The sequence below is a fragment of the Rhodococcus sp. WB9 genome (genome assembly GCF_007558985.1).
Classification (GTDB): domain Bacteria; phylum Actinomycetota; class Actinomycetes; order Mycobacteriales; family Mycobacteriaceae; genus Rhodococcus_F; species Rhodococcus_F opacus.
Map to the genome: position 1 here is coordinate 2,753,977 of NZ_CP041769.1, position 15,676 is coordinate 2,769,652.

The following is a 15,676-nucleotide window of genomic DNA, read 5'->3' on the forward strand; positions in this document are numbered from 1 at the left end:
CTCGAGGTCAAACTGCGGGCGGGAAGCGCTACTTCGCGACGTCCACGACCACCCGCGTCGGATCGGACAGGGCCGACACCGTGAAGGGACGGTCCGGTCGGGTCACGCCGATGAACGACTGCGTGACACCTTCGAACACGAGCGCGCCGTTCACCTCGGTCACCGTGCCGCCGGGAACACCGGGCACCGGGTTGGGGCCCGAGTACCCCTCCACATCGCTGTCGAACGGGTACGCCGAGCCGTCGATCTGCACCTGCAGGATGCCGTTGCCCGACACCGGGATGGTCTTGCCGCTGCCGTCCTGCACCGCCTCGTCCACGTACGCGACCCGCCAGCCCGGCGTGCCCTTGCCGCCGAGTTCGTACACCACGCGGTCGAATCCCTCGTGCTCGCCGACGCGGACGTCGGTGACCGTGAGCTTCGCGGACTCGGACGCCGCGGACGATTTCGGCGACGCGTCCGTCGGGATCGGCGCCGACTCGGATTCGAGGGCGCTGCTGGTGGTGGCGGCCGCGGCCGGTGACGTCGCCGCCACACTGCTGGCGGAGTTCGACTCCGAGCATCCGGTGAGCGTCAGGGTCAGGGCGCAGGCGGCGAACGCGGCGAAAGGACCGATCCGGTGGTTGATCATGATCCGATCGTAAGCCGGGGCCGATCAGACACGAGGGAGCGTCTACGTAAATCTCATACTATCTGCCACTGATGTGGCGGGCGTCAGAGATAGACGTGTGTCACGGCTACCCGCATCACCTTGCGGTGGGGTGGATTTGACCGTGTCCCACACCGACGCTCGAGGTGCAGGAAGTTGCTGTTTCGGATTCACCCCCATCCGCGGTGTCACGGTGGGCAGGCGGTGGCGGACCCGGCGGTGCCGTGGTCTGCTCGGGGTGGGACCCTGTTTGTCGCGCGATGGCCGTACCGGCGCATGCTCGGCCACCGGACCGCGGGTGACTGCCCACGCCGACGAGTGGCCTTGCCTCGACCCAGCAAGGCGCGTTTGGCCAGGTTCACCCCGGCGACGTGGTCGCGGTTGCCGCCGACCTGGCAGGCGGGGCACCAGGCGGTGTGGTAGCCGCCGGGACGGGCAAGTGGTTCGTCGCAGCCCGGACATTGTGCGGAGGATCCTCGGGCGGGCACCGTGACCACCGCGATGCCGACACCCGCCGCGGTGTGCGTGAGGGCGGCGGTCGCTTGGCGGCGGGCGGACTGCGCGGCCCGGTTGTTGTTGACTCGTCCGTGTCCGCGGGTCTCGAGGGTGGTGAGATCTTCCACCGCGATCACCTGCGCGCCCGCCCCGGCGGCATAGCCGGTGACCTGGCGGGCGAAGTGGAAGGCGAGTTCCCGGTTGATCTTCCCCCGCTTGGCACCCACCGCGGTGCGGTGGGCGTCGAGGACAGCGATCTTCGCCTCCAGCTGGGCGCGGACCTCCGGTGGGGCGGTGGCGGCCAGCCGCGTCAGCCGGGCGGCCTTGCGGTGCAGCAGCTGCCCCTCGGCCTGCAGGCGCGCCAGTTTGATCCCGAGGCCGCGGTCGTCGTAGGTCCAGCCCCGGTAATCCGAGGACAGCCCTTCCGAGTTCTCGGAGGTGATGGCGGCGGCACCGAGCGTGGACGGGGACCAGTCGACCCCCACCGCCACGGCGGCCGAGTCCAGGTCGCCTGCCGGGACGAGTTCGGTCGCGGCGCACCTCCACAACAGACCCCGGCGGTCGAGGACCAGGGTCGGCAGATGCCAATCGGTGATCGCCCGGCGGTGCAGGTGCGTGGGGATGGCGGCGGTCAGCCGCACCCGCCGCCATTGCGCCCGCCCCGCCGGGGCGGGACAGGTCGGCAGCTTCACCGTCAACACCAGCTCGTCACCGGTCACGGCAAGCTGCGCGAGCTGCCGATCGGTGGCCGACAGTCGGGCCATTGACGCGATCTGCGGTGGTCCCTGCAGGTCGGTGATCCGCATCCGGCTGGCCGGTGCCCCGCCACTGGAGCGGGCGCGTGCGATCAGCTGGCGCCGCACGCCCCGAGCGAAACCCGCAGACACGTGATCGCCCGACCCGATCGGCGGCGCGACAACCCCGGTGTCCGGATCGAATCGGGTCGACAGCGCCGCGATCGCTGTGTCACGGTAGGCCAGGATCCGCAGGGTCCGCAGGGTCGCCATCACCTGCGCCGTCACCACCCGGCTCACCCGCGACGGCACATAGACCCCCTCCGGATAGGTCGGAGTCCAGCCGAGCCGGGCCGCGGCGACATGCCCCTGCGCGGGCAGCCTCCGGTCCTGGTGGTCACGCCCGGCGGCGAGTACATCGAACGTCGCCGGCCGCCACAGTCGCGACACCAACTCGGCACCGGCCGTTGTGATCAGGTCCAGCAGCCACCCCACCCGGATATCGACATCGTCGAGGCCGATCGACTCCCCGGTCTCGTCATCGAGCGCCGCAGGGGCGCGGGTGGTCACCGAAAACTGCCGCGCAGCAACCGCAGTCCGACGATCTCCGGTGGTACTCATCGGTTACCCCTACCCCAACCGGTCTGCGGCATTCGCCCCGGCGCCTGCGCTGATTCCGCTTCGACCGCAGCCGGCAGCACCGGCCGGGAATCGACCCACCAACCCCCGTGAAGTAATCCACCAGATCCTCTACCAGCAACTCATCGTTCCGGTCGAGCCCAACTCGGACACTAACCCCCCTCTGACAAATAGCGCCCGATCCACGCCACCGACGAACGCGGCCAACCGGTCTCGCCACCGCACCCGCACCACCGTGCCTCGGCCCTCGGCTGCGCTATCGAGCATCCGGCCGCGCCCCGCCCGCTGCCCGAGCCCACAAGCCGCGGTCCCTCGGAGACCGGGTGCACCACACCACCGGCACTCTCCCGCAACACATTCCCCCGGTCTTCCAGCGATGCCACTTGCCTGGAGCCCGGCACCCGGTAACACAGCGCCTCCGCCCATTCCGGCGCCACCGCCACCAAACCGACGCGGGCCTGCCCAGGTAGACGTCCAGATCCGCGCGATCAGAGATCCGGTGTCCCGCACCGGTACGCCGAGACCGCAACCGACCCTCCGACGCCACCTAACGCAACCCGCGACCAACATGCCCAGCAACTCCGCAGCCTCACCAATCCGCCTGCCGCAGAGAGTAGTAGATACTATGAAGTAGTAAAGGATTATCGATCAACAGCGGGAAGCCCCTGGCGTGGCGTCGCGATCGCGTCCAGGTACAGCCAATTGCCGTCCTCCCGGACGAATCGGCTGTTCTCGTGCAGCGATTCGCGGTGGCCGTCCAGTACGTAGTGCGCGCGGAACTCGACGGTGCCGGTGGTGTCGAGCAGTCCGCCGCCGCTCGTTCCCAGGATGTCGAGGCGGGTCCAGCGCTGCTCCGGATCGAGGTCGAGAGTCCTGGGCCGCGTGCTCGGATGCCACGTCGCGAGCAGGTAGCCGGCATCCAGCACGGCGAACGCGCTGAACCGTGATCGCATGAGGCGTTCGGCCGTGGGCGCCGTCGTCTCGCCGCGGTGATACCTCCCGCAGCACTCGTCGTACGGTTCACCGAGCAGGCAGGGGCATCGAGCGGTCACGGTACCAGTATGGACGGCGGTCACACGAGTTTGTGGGCGCGGTCCTTCCAGTACGGCGCGCGGAGTTCCCGCTTGAGGATCTTGCCGGTGGGGTTGCGGGGCAGCAGATCGACGATGTCGACCGTCGTCGGGCACTTGAACTTCGCCAGCCGCTGGCGGGTGTAGTGGATCAGCTCGTCCGGTTCGATTCTCGTCCCGGTCACCGGCACCACGACAGCCTTGACCGTCTCACCCCAGTGGTCGTCGGGCACGCCGATCACCGCCACCTCCGCCACCGCCGGATGCTCGACGAGCACCCGTTCGATCTCGGGGGAGTACACGTTCTCACCGCCGGTGATGATCATGTCCTTCAGCCGGTCCTCGATGAACACGAAACCGTCGGCGTCCGCGCGTCCCATGTCGCCGCTGCGCAACCATCCGTCGGCGGTGACGGCCTCCGCCGTCGCCTCGGGTTTGCCGAGATACCCGGGCGTGCGTTGTTCCGAACGCCACCACAATTCCCCCGTCTCGCCGGGGGCGACGTCCTCGGCGGTGGCCGGGTCCACGATGCGCATCTCCACACCGGGAATGGGTTGTCCCGCCGACGCCATCCTCTCCTCCTGCGCCGGGTCGCGATGCACCTCGGGCAGCAGAGCGGTGACGACACCCGCGCACTCGGTCATTCCGTAGACCTGGACGAACTCCGCCTCCGGCCAGGCCGCGAGCGCGCTGCGCAGCAACGGCAGCGGCATCGGCGCCGCTCCGTACGTGATGCGATGCAGCGCGCTGAACGCGGCCACGGCCTGCTCGCCCGCGGCCAGCACTCCGGCGATCACCGGCGGCACCAGGAACGCGATGTTCGCACCCGCCGCGAGCGCGCCGAACAGGGACGGGGCGTCGGCCTCCCTGGTGAAGTGGCATCGGGCGCCGGCGTGCACGCCCATGATCGCGTAGCAACTGCCGCCGACGTGGAACAGCGGCATGGCGACGAGCAGGCAGTCGTCGTGCCGCGCGGGCAGGATCTCGAGCACGGCGGCGCTGTGGGCGATCAGGTTGCGATGGGTCAGCTGAACCCCCTTCGGCCTGCCGGTGGTTCCCGAGCTGTACAGGATCAGGGCGGTCGCATCCGCTCCCACCTCCGGTGGCGACGACAGCACGGACGCCTCGGCGAGCCACGGCTCGAACTCGTCGTGCTCTCCGCCGACGGTGATGATCTGCTCGATGCCGGTCAGCCGGTCGCGCAGTGCCATGACCTGTTGGAGGAACTCGTTGCCCACGAACAGGATCCGCGCCCCGGAATCGTTGATCACGTAGTCGAGTTCCTCACCGGCCAATCGCCAGTTGGGGACTGCGGCGGCCGCGCCGAGAAGCGAGGCGGCGTAGGTGACCTCGAGGCAGGACAGATGGTTCTTGTCGACGAACGCGACCGTGTCGCCCGCCCCGATTCCGCCCTCCGCCAAGGCTCCCGCGATGTGCAGGATCCGGTCGTGCCATCCGGACCACGTGTATTCGGTGCCCTGGAACTGCACGGCGACGTCATCCGGTCGGACCTGCGCCCAGTGCGCGAGTCGGTCGAAGATGATCTCGTTGTCGGCGTCCGACATGCGCCCACCTCTCGTCTGTGACGTCAGTCACATCAGGCTAGTAGTCGGTGATCCGATCAGTGACGTTTTGCCTCACGCGGCCGAACTGCTTCGGCTCTGTGTGTCCGCGCGTCGCAGCGCGGCGGTGCCGACGGCGCCGACCACGATCAGAGTGATGCCCAGCCAGTCGGGGTCGTTGTCGGTGACGAGCATCGCGATCCCCACGCCGACCACGAACGGCGGCAGGAAGTCGAACAGTTTGACGAGGGGCGGTGCCACCTCTTGCGGTTCTCCGGGCTCCCGCGGCGCCTGCGCGCTCGCCACGTCCGGATACCACTCGGTGAAGGACAGCGCGAACAGCAGCGCTCCGATCGGGATGATCCAGCCCGTCCAGAAATTGTCCGGCTGGTCGAGGACCAGGTCGCCGTACAGTCCGGCCGCCGCCGATGCCGTGAAGGACAGCGCCCACACCAGCGTGATGAGCTGGTTGACCTTGAGGAACAGCGGCGAGGTCCAATATTCCTCGGGCGTGGTCTCTTTCGCGTACGGCAGGGTGAACGGACTGCGTAGCAGCAGCGAGCCGAACGCGAACGCGACCAGCGCCAGGCTCGACATCTCGCCCGACCACTTCTCCAGCCACGTGATCAGGTCGTCGGACGCGAACAGTCCGATGGCGGCGAGGCAGCCGAAATAGAGGATGTCGAACACTTCGAGGGGTTTGAGGGTTCCGCCGCGGCGGTGGCTGAGGAACAGGAACAGAATCGACAACCCGAGAGCGGTGGCGACCGATTCCTCGAACCGCCCGGGACCGGACAGCAGCGACATCACGATCCACGGCGCCAGGCCGGCGAAGGGTGATTGCAGGAACGCGTCGAGAAACCGCGATCCCGCCCGGGGTTGGGGGGATTCGTTGGCCATGAGGCTCTCCTTCGCACCGGCGATACCGGAATTCTCCCAGGTCGGTACTTCCGTCGTGGGAGTTTCCGCGCGGGTCTCCGTGTCCGAGATCACGGCCGCGGGGACCCAAGATCAGGGTGGTCCCTGATGGCGGGCCGCCGCGGGTGTCGACAAGATGGAGGAGTGCGCCGCGCGTGCACCGTCCCGGCCCGTCACCACGGGGCCGGACCGCCACAAGAGGAATGACGAAAGGCGATCATGAGCACGCATGCCCCCGCTGTCGCTGCCCGTGCTGTCGAGCTGTCCAAGACGTACGGCACCGGCGACACCCAGGTTCACGCGCTCAGCGCGGTATCCGCCGAGTTCGCCCGTGGTGAGTTCACCGCGATCATGGGACCGTCCGGCTCCGGTAAGTCGACGCTGATGCACTGCCTGGCAGGTCTCGACGCGGCCAGTTCGGGTTCCGTCCTGATCGGCGACACCGAGTTGACGACGCTGACGGACAAACAGATGACGCAGCTGCGACGCGACCGCATCGGTTTCGTGTTCCAGGCGTTCAACCTGGTGCCGACTCTGACGGCACTGGAGAACATCACCCTTCCGCTGGACATCGCGGGCCGCAAGCCGGACGCCGCGTGGCTCGAGAACGTGCTCACCAAGCTCGGACTGCAGGACCGTCTCGAGCATCGCCCCGGCGAGTTGTCCGGCGGTCAGCAGCAGCGGGTCGCGTGCGCCCGCGCCCTGGCCGGGCAGCCGGAGATCATCTTCGGCGACGAGCCCACCGGCAACCTCGACTCGAAGTCGTCGGGTGAGGTGCTGGCGATCCTGCGGGCGGCGGTGGACGAGTTCCACCAGACCGTCGTCATCGTCACGCACGATCCCCGCGCGGCGGCCTACGCCGACCGGGTGGTCTTCCTCGCCGACGGCAAGATCGTCGACGAACTGCGGGACCCGACGGCCGATTCGGTCCTCGATACGATGAAGCGACTCGACGAGCCCGCCCACGCCCTTACGTCCGACGCGGCGGTCTGACCGCATGGCGTCCACATCCAGCGCTCCGATGCGCAAGGTGTCGCTGCGCAACCTGGCGGCACACAAGGTTCGGCTGGCACTGACGGTGCTGTCCGTGGTGCTCGGCACCGCGTTCGTCGCAGGCTCCTTCGTCTTCACCGACACACTCCAGAAGACGTTCGACTCGATCTTCGAGAACACCGCGCAAGGGGTCGACGTCCGCGTGTCGAGCGAGGAGCGCAACTCCAGCGGAGTGCCCCTCGCCGACCTCGACACCATCACCGCGCTCGACGGAGTGCGCGCGGTGGCACCAGCTGTCAGCGGGCAGATCGTCCTCATCGACTCCGACGGCGCCGCCGTCCAGACGGGTGGTGCGCCGAGCATCGGCGAGTCGTACCTCCCGCCGGGTCAGGCGCTCGGTGAACCCGACGAATACGTTCAGGGCGGCCCGCCGGCCCAGGTCGGTCAGATGGCCGTCAACGCCAGTGCCGCCGAACGCGCGCAACTGGCGGTCGGCGACACCACCAAGGTTCTCGTGCCCGCTCGCGGCATGGTCGACGTCACCGTCTCCGGCATCTACGACACCGGCAACGAGACCGGCGGATTCATCGGCGCGACGTTCGTCGACTCGCAGGCCCGCGAACTGTTCACCGACGGCAAGCACGTCGAGTACATCGACGTCGCCGGAACGGGTCCGTCCCAGTCCGCCTTGCGCGACGAGATCGCCGCGGCCATTCCCGATGCGAAGGTCCAGACCGGCGACGAGGTGCGCGAGGAGACCAAGGCGCAGGTGACGGAGGCGCTGAGCTTCATCAACTACTTCCTCCTCGCATTCGGTGCGATCGCCCTGCTCGTCGGCACGTTCATCATCTACAACACGTTCTCGATGATCGTGGCCCAGCGCCTGCGCGAACTGGCGCTGCTCCGCGCGATCGGTGCCAGCCGCAAGCAGGTGGGCCGTTCCGTGGTCTTCGAGGCCCTCGTGGTCGGCGTGATCGGCAGCGCGATCGGGATCGCCGCCGGCGTCGGCCTGGCCTACGGTCTGCGCGGACTGCTGAACGCGTTCGACGTCGGTCTGCCCGAGGGTCCCCTGCAGGTGGGGCCGCGCACGATTCTCATCGCCCTCGTGGTCGGGGTGCTGGTGACGACGATCAGCGCGTACGCGCCCGCCCGGCGCGCGTCCAAGGTGCCGCCGGTCGCGGCGATGCGGGAGGAATTCGCGTCCACCGGTGACTCACTGCACGTGCGGACCATCGCCGGTGCCGTCCTCGGTGTCCTCGGCGTCGTGGGACTCGTGATCGGTTCGCGCGGCACGGGTGGGGGCGCGGCCGCGGTCGTCGGTGCCGGCGCGCTCGGTCTGATCCTGGCCGTGCTGTTCGCCGCCCCGGCGTTGTCCCGGCCGATCGTCGGGGCCCTCGGAGCGGTATTGGCCAAGCCGTTCGGCCCGGTCGGGCGCCTGGCCCGCACCAATGCCGTGCGGAATCCGCGTCGCACCGCCGCCACCGCGTTCGCGCTGACGCTCGGTCTGATGCTCGTGTCCGTGATCGGCGTGTTCGGCGCGTCTGCGAAGGCCAGCGTCAATCAGCTCGTCGACTCGGGGGTGTCCGCCGACTACGTGCTCACCGGCCCCAACCAGATCGGTGTGCCCAGCGGCGCGGCGAGGGCCGTACGGAACCTCGACGACGTCCAGAGCGCCGCCGCCCTGCATCCGGTGTCCGTGAAGGTCGACGACGAGCAGCAGCAGGGCGCGTCGCTGGACGGCCCGCTCGAGGGCGTCCTCGACTACAAGCTCGTCGCGGGCGGCGCCGATCTGACGGGTAACCACCTCATCGTGTCCCAGACGACGGCCGCGCAGAAGGGCTGGACACTGGGGACGACCGTCCCGATGACGAGCGCGGACGGCAAAGTCGTCGATGCCGAGGTGACAGGTGTCTTCGAGGACAACCAGCTGGTCGGCGACTGGCTCGTCTCGGACGACGTGTACCGCCAGGTGATGCCCGCCGCGACCATTCCCGATCTGGCTGTCCTCGTCGATGCGAAGCCGGGTGCGGATCTGACGCAGCTGCGCGCCGACCTCGAATCCGCGACCAAGCAGTTCGTCGTGGTTCAGGTGCAGGACCGCGAACAGTTCAAGGGAACACAGGGGCAACAGATCGACACACTCCTCGCCATCCTCTACGGATTGCTCGCACTGGCCGTCGTGATCGCGATTCTCGGCATCATCAACACGCTCGCGCTGTCGGTGGTCGAGCGTCGGCGGGAGATCGGCATGCTCCGCGCGGTCGGAATGCAGCGGTCCCAGATGCGTCGCACGATCTACCTGGAGTCGATGCTGATCGCGGTGTTCGGTGCGGCCGTCGGCGTGCTGCTCGGCATCGCATTCGGCTGGGGTTTCGTGAGCACCCTGAAGGACCAGGGGCTCGACCAGGTGACGGTGCCGTGGGGGCAGGTGATAGCGATGCTCCTCGGATCCGGCGTGGTCGGCGTCCTCGCCGCGCTGTGGCCGGCGAGCCGGGCCGCCCGCACCCGGCCGCTGGAGGCCATCGCCGATCTCTGACCCGTGAGTACTTGTCAACCGCGGGCGGTTGACAAGTACTCACGGGTGCGGAGCGCGTTTGATATGACTTGTGCCAGAGATGTGATGGCGGTCATGTTCGTCGCAGGGGCAGATTGGGCGGGTACGGGGACAGTGCAGAGAATTGTGATCGTCGGAGCGGGCCTGGCAGGTCTGCGCACAGCCGAGGAACTCCGGCGGGCCGGATACGAGGGTGACCTGGTGCTTCTCGGCGGTGAACCGCACCTTCCGTATGACCGCCCGCCGCTGTCGAAGGAAGTGATGCGCGGGGAGAAGAGCGACACCACGCTCAAGCCGCGCGAGTTCTTCGACGAGAAGAACATCCAGTTGCGTCTGGGGGTCGAGGCGGCCTCGGTGGACACCGGTTCCCGCATCCTGAGACTCGCGGACGGCACCGAACTCGGCTACGACGAACTGGTGATCGCCACCGGCCTCGTGCCGCGGCGGATACCGGGTCTGCCCGACCTCGCGGGCGTCCACGTTCTCCGGTCCATCGACGAGAGCCTGGCGTTGCGCGCGGACCTCGCCGAGGGCAAGCGGGCACTGATCGTCGGGGCGGGCTTCATCGGCTGCGAGCTGGCGGCGAGCATGCGGGCCGGTGGTCTCGACGTGGTGGTGGTGGAGCCGCAGCCGACACCGCTGGCGTCCGTGCTCGGCGAGAAGGTCGGCGGTCTCGTCGCCCGGCTGCACACGGACGAGGGAGTCGACCTGCGTGCCGGTGTCGGGCTCACCTCGCTGGTGGGCACGGACCGCGTCACCGGAGCCGTCCTCGGCGACGGATGCGAGGTGGACGTCGACGTGGTGGCGATCGGTGTCGGCTCGGTGCCGGTCACCGCGTGGCTCGACGGCTCGGGTGTCGAACTGGACAACGGGGTGGTGTGCGACGGCGTGGGACGCACGGCGGTCCCGCACGTGTGGGCGGTCGGCGACGTGGCGGCATGGCAGTTGCAGGTGGGCGGTCGCAAACGCGTCGAGCACTGGAGCAATGCCGGCGAGCAGGCCAAGATCCTCGCCGGGGCGTTGACCGGGACCGGCGACGAGAACGCCGCAGCGCAGGTGCCGTACTTCTGGAGCGATCAGTACGACATCAAGATCCAGGCCCTGGGCACGGTGTCGGCCACCGACGAGGTGCACGTGATCAAGGACGACGGCCGCAAGTTCCTCGCCTACTACGAGCGGGACGGCATCCTGGCCGGTGTCGTCGGCGGTGGGATGGCGGGCGGTGTCATGAAGATGCGGGCCAAGATCGCGGCGGGAACTCCGATCGGTGAGGTCCTCGAGGCCGCGTCGGCGTAGGGCCCGGGGCGGGGGCGCGATAGATTCTCCGGGTGATTGTTGCGCTCATCGACTCGGGTCTCGGCATGCTGCCGACGGCGGCGTGGCTGCGCAAGTTGCGACCCGAACTGAATCTGATCCTCGCGCTGGATCCGGAGGGGGCCCCGTGGGGTCCCAAGCCGGAGCAGTGGGTGATCGACCGTGTTCTCGCGACCGCGCAGCGCAGCGTCGACCGCGGCGCCGAGGTGATCGTGCTGCCGTGCAACACGGCGAGCGTCACCGCGCTCGACCACGTCCGGGAGTTCGTCGGACCGCAGATTCCGGTCGTGGGGACGGTGCCGGCGATCAAGCCGGCCGCCGCGGCGTTCGAGTCCGTCGCCGTCTGGGCGACCGCGGCGACGACGGCGAGCCGCTACCAGGCCGATCTGATCGAGAAGTTCGGGAACGGCAGTGCGGTGGTGGGGGTCGCGTGTCACGGGCTCGCGGAGGCCATCGACCGGGGTGAGCGGGAGGCCGCGATCGCTGCCATCGCTTCCGCCGTGGAGCGGACGCCCGGCGATGTCGGCGGGGTGGTGCTGGGCTGCACCCACTATCCGTTGATGGCCGACGAGATCGCGGCGCAGCTTCCCGCCGGGGTGCGGTTGTTCGACAGCGCGGAGGCGGTGGCGGCGCAGACCCTCCGCCGTATCGATGCGTTGAACCGTCCGAGCGCGGGGGAGGGCACCGTCGAGGTCTTCCTCAGCGGCAGGCCCGGGCGGCTGCCCGCGAGCGCGGAGGCGTTCCCCGCCGGTCAGCTGTTGTCGGCGGGGCGTTCTCAGCCGAGCTGAACCATCCCGGCCGCCACGACGCGTGCGACGTTGCCGAGTTCCTCGCCGTGTCGTCGTGGCAGGTCGTCGAGGTCGTGCAGACGGTCGTTGCCTGCGACGGAGAACATCGCGGCCACCCACGCCGTCGCGCAGGCCCGGAGCGTCCCGGGTTGCACGGGGTACGGCGAACTGGCCTGCAGTAGTCGTTCGGTGATGTCGCTGAGGTAGTCGCGGAACCGCCTCAGGTGGGCGCGGACGTCCGGGTGGGTCTCGGCCTCGCGCCAGATGATCACCCGCATCACCGACGAGTGGTGATCGCGCAGGTTCAGTGCGGCGTCGAGGTTGACGAGGCTGGCGGCGGGGTCGCCCGGCGTCACCAAAGGTCCCACGTCGCCGAAGGGTTCGGTCGGGAGCCGCTCGGACAGCAGTGCCAGGAGGATGTCGGTCTTGGAGGGGAAGTAGTAGAACACCAGTCCTTTCGGGACGTGTGCGGCAGAGGCGATCGATGCGGTGGACGTGGCATCGAATCCGTGTATGGCGATGAGGGATTCGGCGGAATCGAGAATCAGTTCCCGGGCGTCGCCGTCGATCTTCGCGCTGCGCCGCCGCCGGCCTTTCCGCGGTTGGGGGCCACCGGGCTTTCCGAGATGGGGTGCTGGCATGGGCCTTTCCCGACGTGAACGGCGGGGCGCAGGCCGTAAGCCTGCGCCCCGCCCGAATCGATGTTCTCGGTGCTGTGGTTCACAGATCAGTGATGTGTCGCCAGCCCTCCGTGTCCGTGCATCCGGGAACTCATCATCGGCAACCCCGTGACAGCCACGACGACTGCCAGCACACCGACGACCCATGCGGTCCACGACGCGCCCGTGAATGCGTCGAAGTTCATCACCCACGGGGAGAGGAACAACAGCACTCCGAAGACGGCCATCGCGTACTCGGCCACGGTCATCTCCGGGCGGCTCATATGAACGAGACCGGAGAGGGCCACGAGTACACCGAGGACGATGAGTGACCACATCGCGGCGTTGTTGGTGTCGAGCCACAACGGCGAGAGCGCCGCGAAGGCTCCGATCACGATCGCCACCACATCTTGCATACGACTCCACGATCTCATGTCCGGCCTCCTCGAAATGGATTGTGTCCACCTCGAGTACACGCCTGATTGACCGCCCGATCAATACTTGACCTGTTGCAGTCGGATAACGGTAACCGCAGGTCGGAGCATGTTTCGTGATCTTCGCTCGCGCTGTCGGTGAGGTGTGGGAGAGTGCCTTCGTGACTTCGACCGCGGACGACGTGAAGCGCGCTCTCGACGAGGTGTCGGACGAGACCGACGCCGTTGCTCTGGCTCGGTTCTTCAAGACGGGTCCGGGGGAGTACGGGGAGGGCGACGTCTTCATCGGCGTGCGGGTTCCCCGCACGCGCGGCGTGGTGCGGGCGCACGCCGACCTGGACCTGCCGGAGGTGGCGGTACTGCTCGACAGCCCGGTGCACGAGCATCGACTGGCGGGGCTGCTGGTGCTCGTCACGCAGTTCGACAGGTCGGCGAAGGCGGGCGACGACGCACTGGGCGAGAAGATCGCGTCCTTTTACCTCGACCTGGTGATGCGGGGCCGGGTGAACAACTGGGATCTGGTGGACGCGTCCGCCGAGCGGATCCTCGGCGGGTGGCTGTTCGACCGGCCGCGAGACCCGGTGTACGAGTTGGCCGCGGACGACGACCTGTGGCGGCGCCGCGTCGCGCTGCTCACCACGTTCGGCTTCATCCGGCGGGGTGATGCGTCCACGACGCTCGAGGTCGCGGAGTCCGTCCTCGGGGATCGTCGCGACCTCACCCAGAAGGCAACGGGCTGGATGCTGCGTGAGGTCGGCAAGCGGGTCGACCGTGCCCTGCTGACCGGTTTCCTCGACCGGCACGCCGCGGCGATGGGCCGCACCGCCCTGTCGTATGCGTGCGAGCATCTGACCGCAGAGGAGCGTGCGGGCTACCGCGCGATGCGGTGACTGGATACCCGCTACATTCGGTGGCATGACTGCTCCCGCGCCCACGCGCCGCCGCCGACGTGCCGGGGTGATCCTCGGCGCCGTCGTCGCTGTGATGGTCGTCGTGGCGGGAGGGGTGTTGTGGCTGGCGCCGGACCGCTATCTACCGTGGGACACCGCAGAATTCCCGGCCGTCGACACATCCGCGTTGTCGCCGCAGCAGGCACGGATCGTCGGGCTGCTCGAGGCTGAACACGACAGGCAGCGGCCGGGCACGTTCTACTCCGAAGGGGTCGAGGAGCCCTGGTGCGCGGACTTCGTCAGCTGGATCATGCGGGAAGCCGGCCTGCCGCTGGCGAATCCGAATTCCGGGCACTGGCGGATTCCCGGGGTCTACACGTTGCAGGAGTACTACGAGTCGCAGTCGCGGTTCGAGGAGGTCGGGGGCGGCTACCGCCCGAGCGTCGGGGACGTGGTGCTCTACGACAACAGTAGCTGGGTCGGCCAGCACACCAACGTCGTCGTCGCGGTGGACGGGGACACCGCTACGACGGTCGGCGGCAACGAGTTCGGCCGTATCCGCGTCCACACCGTGGACTGGACGAGCGACTCCGCCGTCGTCGGCTTCGGCCGGCTCGGGTGAGCGGAGTCAGAATTCGATCTTGAGGTGGTCTGTGACCGGCCGGGCCTGGCAGCCCAGGATGTAGCCGCTCTCGATGTCCTCGGGGTCGAGGATTTCGCTGTTCTCCATCTCGACCTTGCCCTCGAGTACGGTGCACGCGCAGGACCCGCATTCGCCCTCCTGGCAGGAGTAGGGCACGTCGATTCCCTTGGCCAGCATGATGTCGACGAGGGTCTGCTTGCGGGGCCAGCTCAGGTTGTGGATCTCGCCGTCGAGTTCCACCTCCACGGTGGCGGCGTCGGCGGCCTCGTCGTCGGTGACCTCCACGACGTCGGCGTCACGGAACGGGTCGCCGGCCAGCGAGTTGAACACTTCGGCGTGCACCTGGCTGCGGGGCATCCCGGCGTCGGCGAGGGCCTTGTGGATGGTGTCCATGAACGGCACCGGTCCGCACATGAATGCTTCGTGCCCAAGGTAGGGCGCGACGGCGGAGGCGAGTTGATCGACGCTCGGCAGTCCCTGGACCGTCTCGAGCCAGTGGATGGACACGAGCCGTGACGGGTACCGGCTCGCGAGCGTGCGGAGTTCCTCCGCGAAGATGACCGACTTCTCGTCGCGGTTGGCGTAGAAGAGCACGACCTTGCCGGACCCCTCGGTGAGGGCGGACTTGAGGATCGAGATCACCGGCGTGACGCCACTACCTGCCGCGAACAGCAGGAAGTCGTGGTCCAGTGACTTGGGGGTGAACACTCCCGACGGGGGGAGGACCTCGAGGGTGTCGCCGACGGCGATGTTGTCGCAGAGCCAGTTGGACCCGTAGCCCTCGGCCGTCCGCTTGACGGTCACCTTGGGGGCGTCGTCGGTGAACGGTGAGCTGGCCAGCGAGTAGCACCGGGCGACCGAGCCCGTGCGGTCGCTGGGGATGCGCAGGGTGAGGAACTGGCCCGGCTTGTAGGCGAACTTGTCGGCGAGGTCTGCCGGGACGTCGAAGACCAGTGACCGGGAGTCGGGGGTTTCCTCGACCACGCCCGACACGGTGAGCACCACCGATCGTGAGCTGTGCGGCACCTCGACAGTCGTCATCGTGTGTGCAGTCCTTCCGTACTTCGCAGCGCCGGAACGCTCGCTTGCCTGCTCCAAATATAGAACAGGTTCTAGTTTTTGCCTAGCGGGTGGACTCCGCGTGAAGTGGACATCCTATCGAGTGCCGCCCCCTCCGGCTCGGCCCGGCCGCACCTGCCCGTTCGGGCAGTTTGTGCACCGCGGTCGGACGGTTCGGCCCCGCAGGCCTGTAACCGGGGCCCGAACTAGGTCACAGTGGATTCCAGGTGAGACGCCGATCACATCGAGTGCGTCCCCTTCCGCAACGCTTCAGA

At 68.4% G+C, this 15,676-nt stretch carries 13 protein-coding genes and 1 pseudogene; 6 read left to right on the plus strand and 8 right to left on the minus strand.

Going from position 1 to position 15,676, the window contains the following annotated elements; translation table 11 throughout:
- Positions 1-28: 28 nt before the first annotated feature.
- The 5 genes and pseudogenes from FND50_RS12710 to FND50_RS12735 form a co-directional block, all read right to left on the minus strand.
- On the minus strand, positions 29-631 hold the full coding sequence (locus FND50_RS12710; protein ID WP_054245417.1) for a hypothetical protein: 603 nt from the start codon (positions 629-631) through the stop codon (positions 29-31).
- A 42-nt stretch (positions 632-673) separates the two neighbouring features.
- Positions 674-2,499, minus strand: a pseudogene (locus FND50_RS12715) (zinc ribbon domain-containing protein).
- Positions 2,500-3,158: 659 nt separating this feature from the next.
- Positions 3,159-3,593 (minus strand): YchJ family protein, encoded by a 435-nt coding sequence (locus FND50_RS12725; protein ID WP_144286005.1) that lies wholly within the window; start codon positions 3,591-3,593, stop codon positions 3,159-3,161.
- Positions 3,590-5,152 carry a long-chain-fatty-acid--CoA ligase gene (locus FND50_RS12730; RefSeq protein WP_144286006.1) on the minus strand — a complete coding sequence of 521 codons (1,563 nt, stop codon included), beginning with the start codon at positions 5,150-5,152 and terminating at the stop codon, positions 3,590-3,592. Before FND50_RS12730 ends, FND50_RS12725 begins: the two co-directional genes overlap by 4 nt.
- Before the next feature lie 72 nt (positions 5,153-5,224).
- Positions 5,225-6,142, minus strand: coding sequence for a hypothetical protein (locus FND50_RS12735; RefSeq protein WP_144286007.1), 918 nt, complete (start codon positions 6,140-6,142; stop codon positions 5,225-5,227).
- Positions 6,143-6,286: 144 nt separating this feature from the next.
- Here FND50_RS12735 and FND50_RS12740 point away from each other — a divergent pair, with 144 nt between their 5' ends.
- The 4 genes from FND50_RS12740 (at position 6,287) to FND50_RS12755 (ending at position 11,716) form a co-directional block, all read left to right on the plus strand.
- Positions 6,287-7,060, plus strand: a complete 774-nt coding sequence (locus tag FND50_RS12740) for an ABC transporter ATP-binding protein (RefSeq protein ID WP_144286008.1) — start codon at positions 6,287-6,289, stop codon at positions 7,058-7,060.
- A gap of 4 nt (positions 7,061-7,064) precedes the next feature.
- Positions 7,065-9,596, plus strand: coding sequence for an ABC transporter permease (locus FND50_RS12745; protein WP_144286009.1), 2,532 nt, complete (start codon positions 7,065-7,067; stop codon positions 9,594-9,596).
- An 84-nt stretch (positions 9,597-9,680) separates the two neighbouring features.
- A complete protein-coding gene (locus tag FND50_RS12750) occupies positions 9,681-10,910 on the plus strand; it encodes an NAD(P)/FAD-dependent oxidoreductase (protein ID WP_186301280.1) in 1,230 nt (409 codons plus the stop codon).
- A 32-nt stretch (positions 10,911-10,942) separates the two neighbouring features.
- A complete protein-coding gene (locus FND50_RS12755; RefSeq protein WP_144286010.1) occupies positions 10,943-11,716 on the plus strand; it encodes a glutamate racemase in 774 nt (257 codons plus the stop codon).
- Here the strand turns inward: FND50_RS12755 and FND50_RS12760 are convergent.
- Both FND50_RS12760 and FND50_RS12765 read right to left on the minus strand, forming a co-directional pair.
- Positions 11,704-12,357 (minus strand): TetR/AcrR family transcriptional regulator, encoded by a 654-nt coding sequence (locus tag FND50_RS12760; RefSeq protein ID WP_144286011.1) that lies wholly within the window; start codon positions 12,355-12,357, stop codon positions 11,704-11,706. The two genes, FND50_RS12755 and FND50_RS12760, sit on opposite strands and share 13 nt — an antisense overlap.
- An 86-nt stretch (positions 12,358-12,443) precedes the next feature.
- A complete protein-coding gene (locus FND50_RS12765; protein WP_025432213.1) occupies positions 12,444-12,809 on the minus strand; it encodes an SPW repeat protein in 366 nt (121 codons plus the stop codon).
- Between the two features lie 116 nt (positions 12,810-12,925).
- On the opposite strand from FND50_RS12765, the gene FND50_RS12770 reads away from it, so the two are divergent.
- The gene (locus FND50_RS12770) at positions 12,926-13,699 is read left to right on the plus strand and encodes a DNA alkylation repair protein (RefSeq protein WP_144286012.1); all 774 of its coding nucleotides are present in this window, start codon (positions 12,926-12,928) and stop codon (positions 13,697-13,699) included.
- Between the two features lie 25 nt (positions 13,700-13,724).
- Positions 13,725-14,321 (plus strand): CHAP domain-containing protein, encoded by a 597-nt coding sequence (locus tag FND50_RS12775; RefSeq protein WP_144286013.1) that lies wholly within the window; start codon positions 13,725-13,727, stop codon positions 14,319-14,321.
- Positions 14,322-14,327: 6 nt separating this feature from the next.
- Here the strand turns inward: FND50_RS12775 and FND50_RS12780 are convergent, their stop codons facing one another.
- Positions 14,328-15,383 (minus strand): ferredoxin--NADP reductase, encoded by a 1,056-nt coding sequence (locus FND50_RS12780; protein ID WP_005253784.1) that lies wholly within the window; start codon positions 15,381-15,383, stop codon positions 14,328-14,330.
- Between the last annotated feature and the right edge of the window lie 293 nt (positions 15,384-15,676).

What these genes read in the sequence shown, in the direction of transcription:
- FND50_RS12710 (WP_054245417.1), bottom strand. Translation starts at nt 631, where the DNA reads ATGATCAACCACCGGATCGGTCCTTTCGCCGCGTTCGCCGCCTGCGCC.
- FND50_RS12730 (WP_144286006.1), bottom strand. Translation starts at nt 5,152, where the DNA reads ATGTCGGACGCCGACAACGAGATCATCTTCGACCGACTCGCGCACTGG.
- FND50_RS12740 (WP_144286008.1), top strand. Translation starts at nt 6,287, where the DNA reads ATGAGCACGCATGCCCCCGCTGTCGCTGCCCGTGCTGTCGAGCTGTCC.
- FND50_RS12745 (WP_144286009.1), top strand. Translation starts at nt 7,065, where the DNA reads ATGGCGTCCACATCCAGCGCTCCGATGCGCAAGGTGTCGCTGCGCAAC.
- FND50_RS12750 (WP_186301280.1), top strand. Translation starts at nt 9,681, where the DNA reads ATGGCGGTCATGTTCGTCGCAGGGGCAGATTGGGCGGGTACGGGGACA.
- FND50_RS12760 (WP_144286011.1), bottom strand. Translation starts at nt 12,357, where the DNA reads ATGCCAGCACCCCATCTCGGAAAGCCCGGTGGCCCCCAACCGCGGAAA.
- FND50_RS12765 (WP_025432213.1), bottom strand. Translation starts at nt 12,809, where the DNA reads ATGAGATCGTGGAGTCGTATGCAAGATGTGGTGGCGATCGTGATCGGA.
- FND50_RS12775 (WP_144286013.1), top strand. Translation starts at nt 13,725, where the DNA reads ATGACTGCTCCCGCGCCCACGCGCCGCCGCCGACGTGCCGGGGTGATC.
- FND50_RS12780 (WP_005253784.1), bottom strand. Translation starts at nt 15,383, where the DNA reads ATGACGACTGTCGAGGTGCCGCACAGCTCACGATCGGTGGTGCTCACC.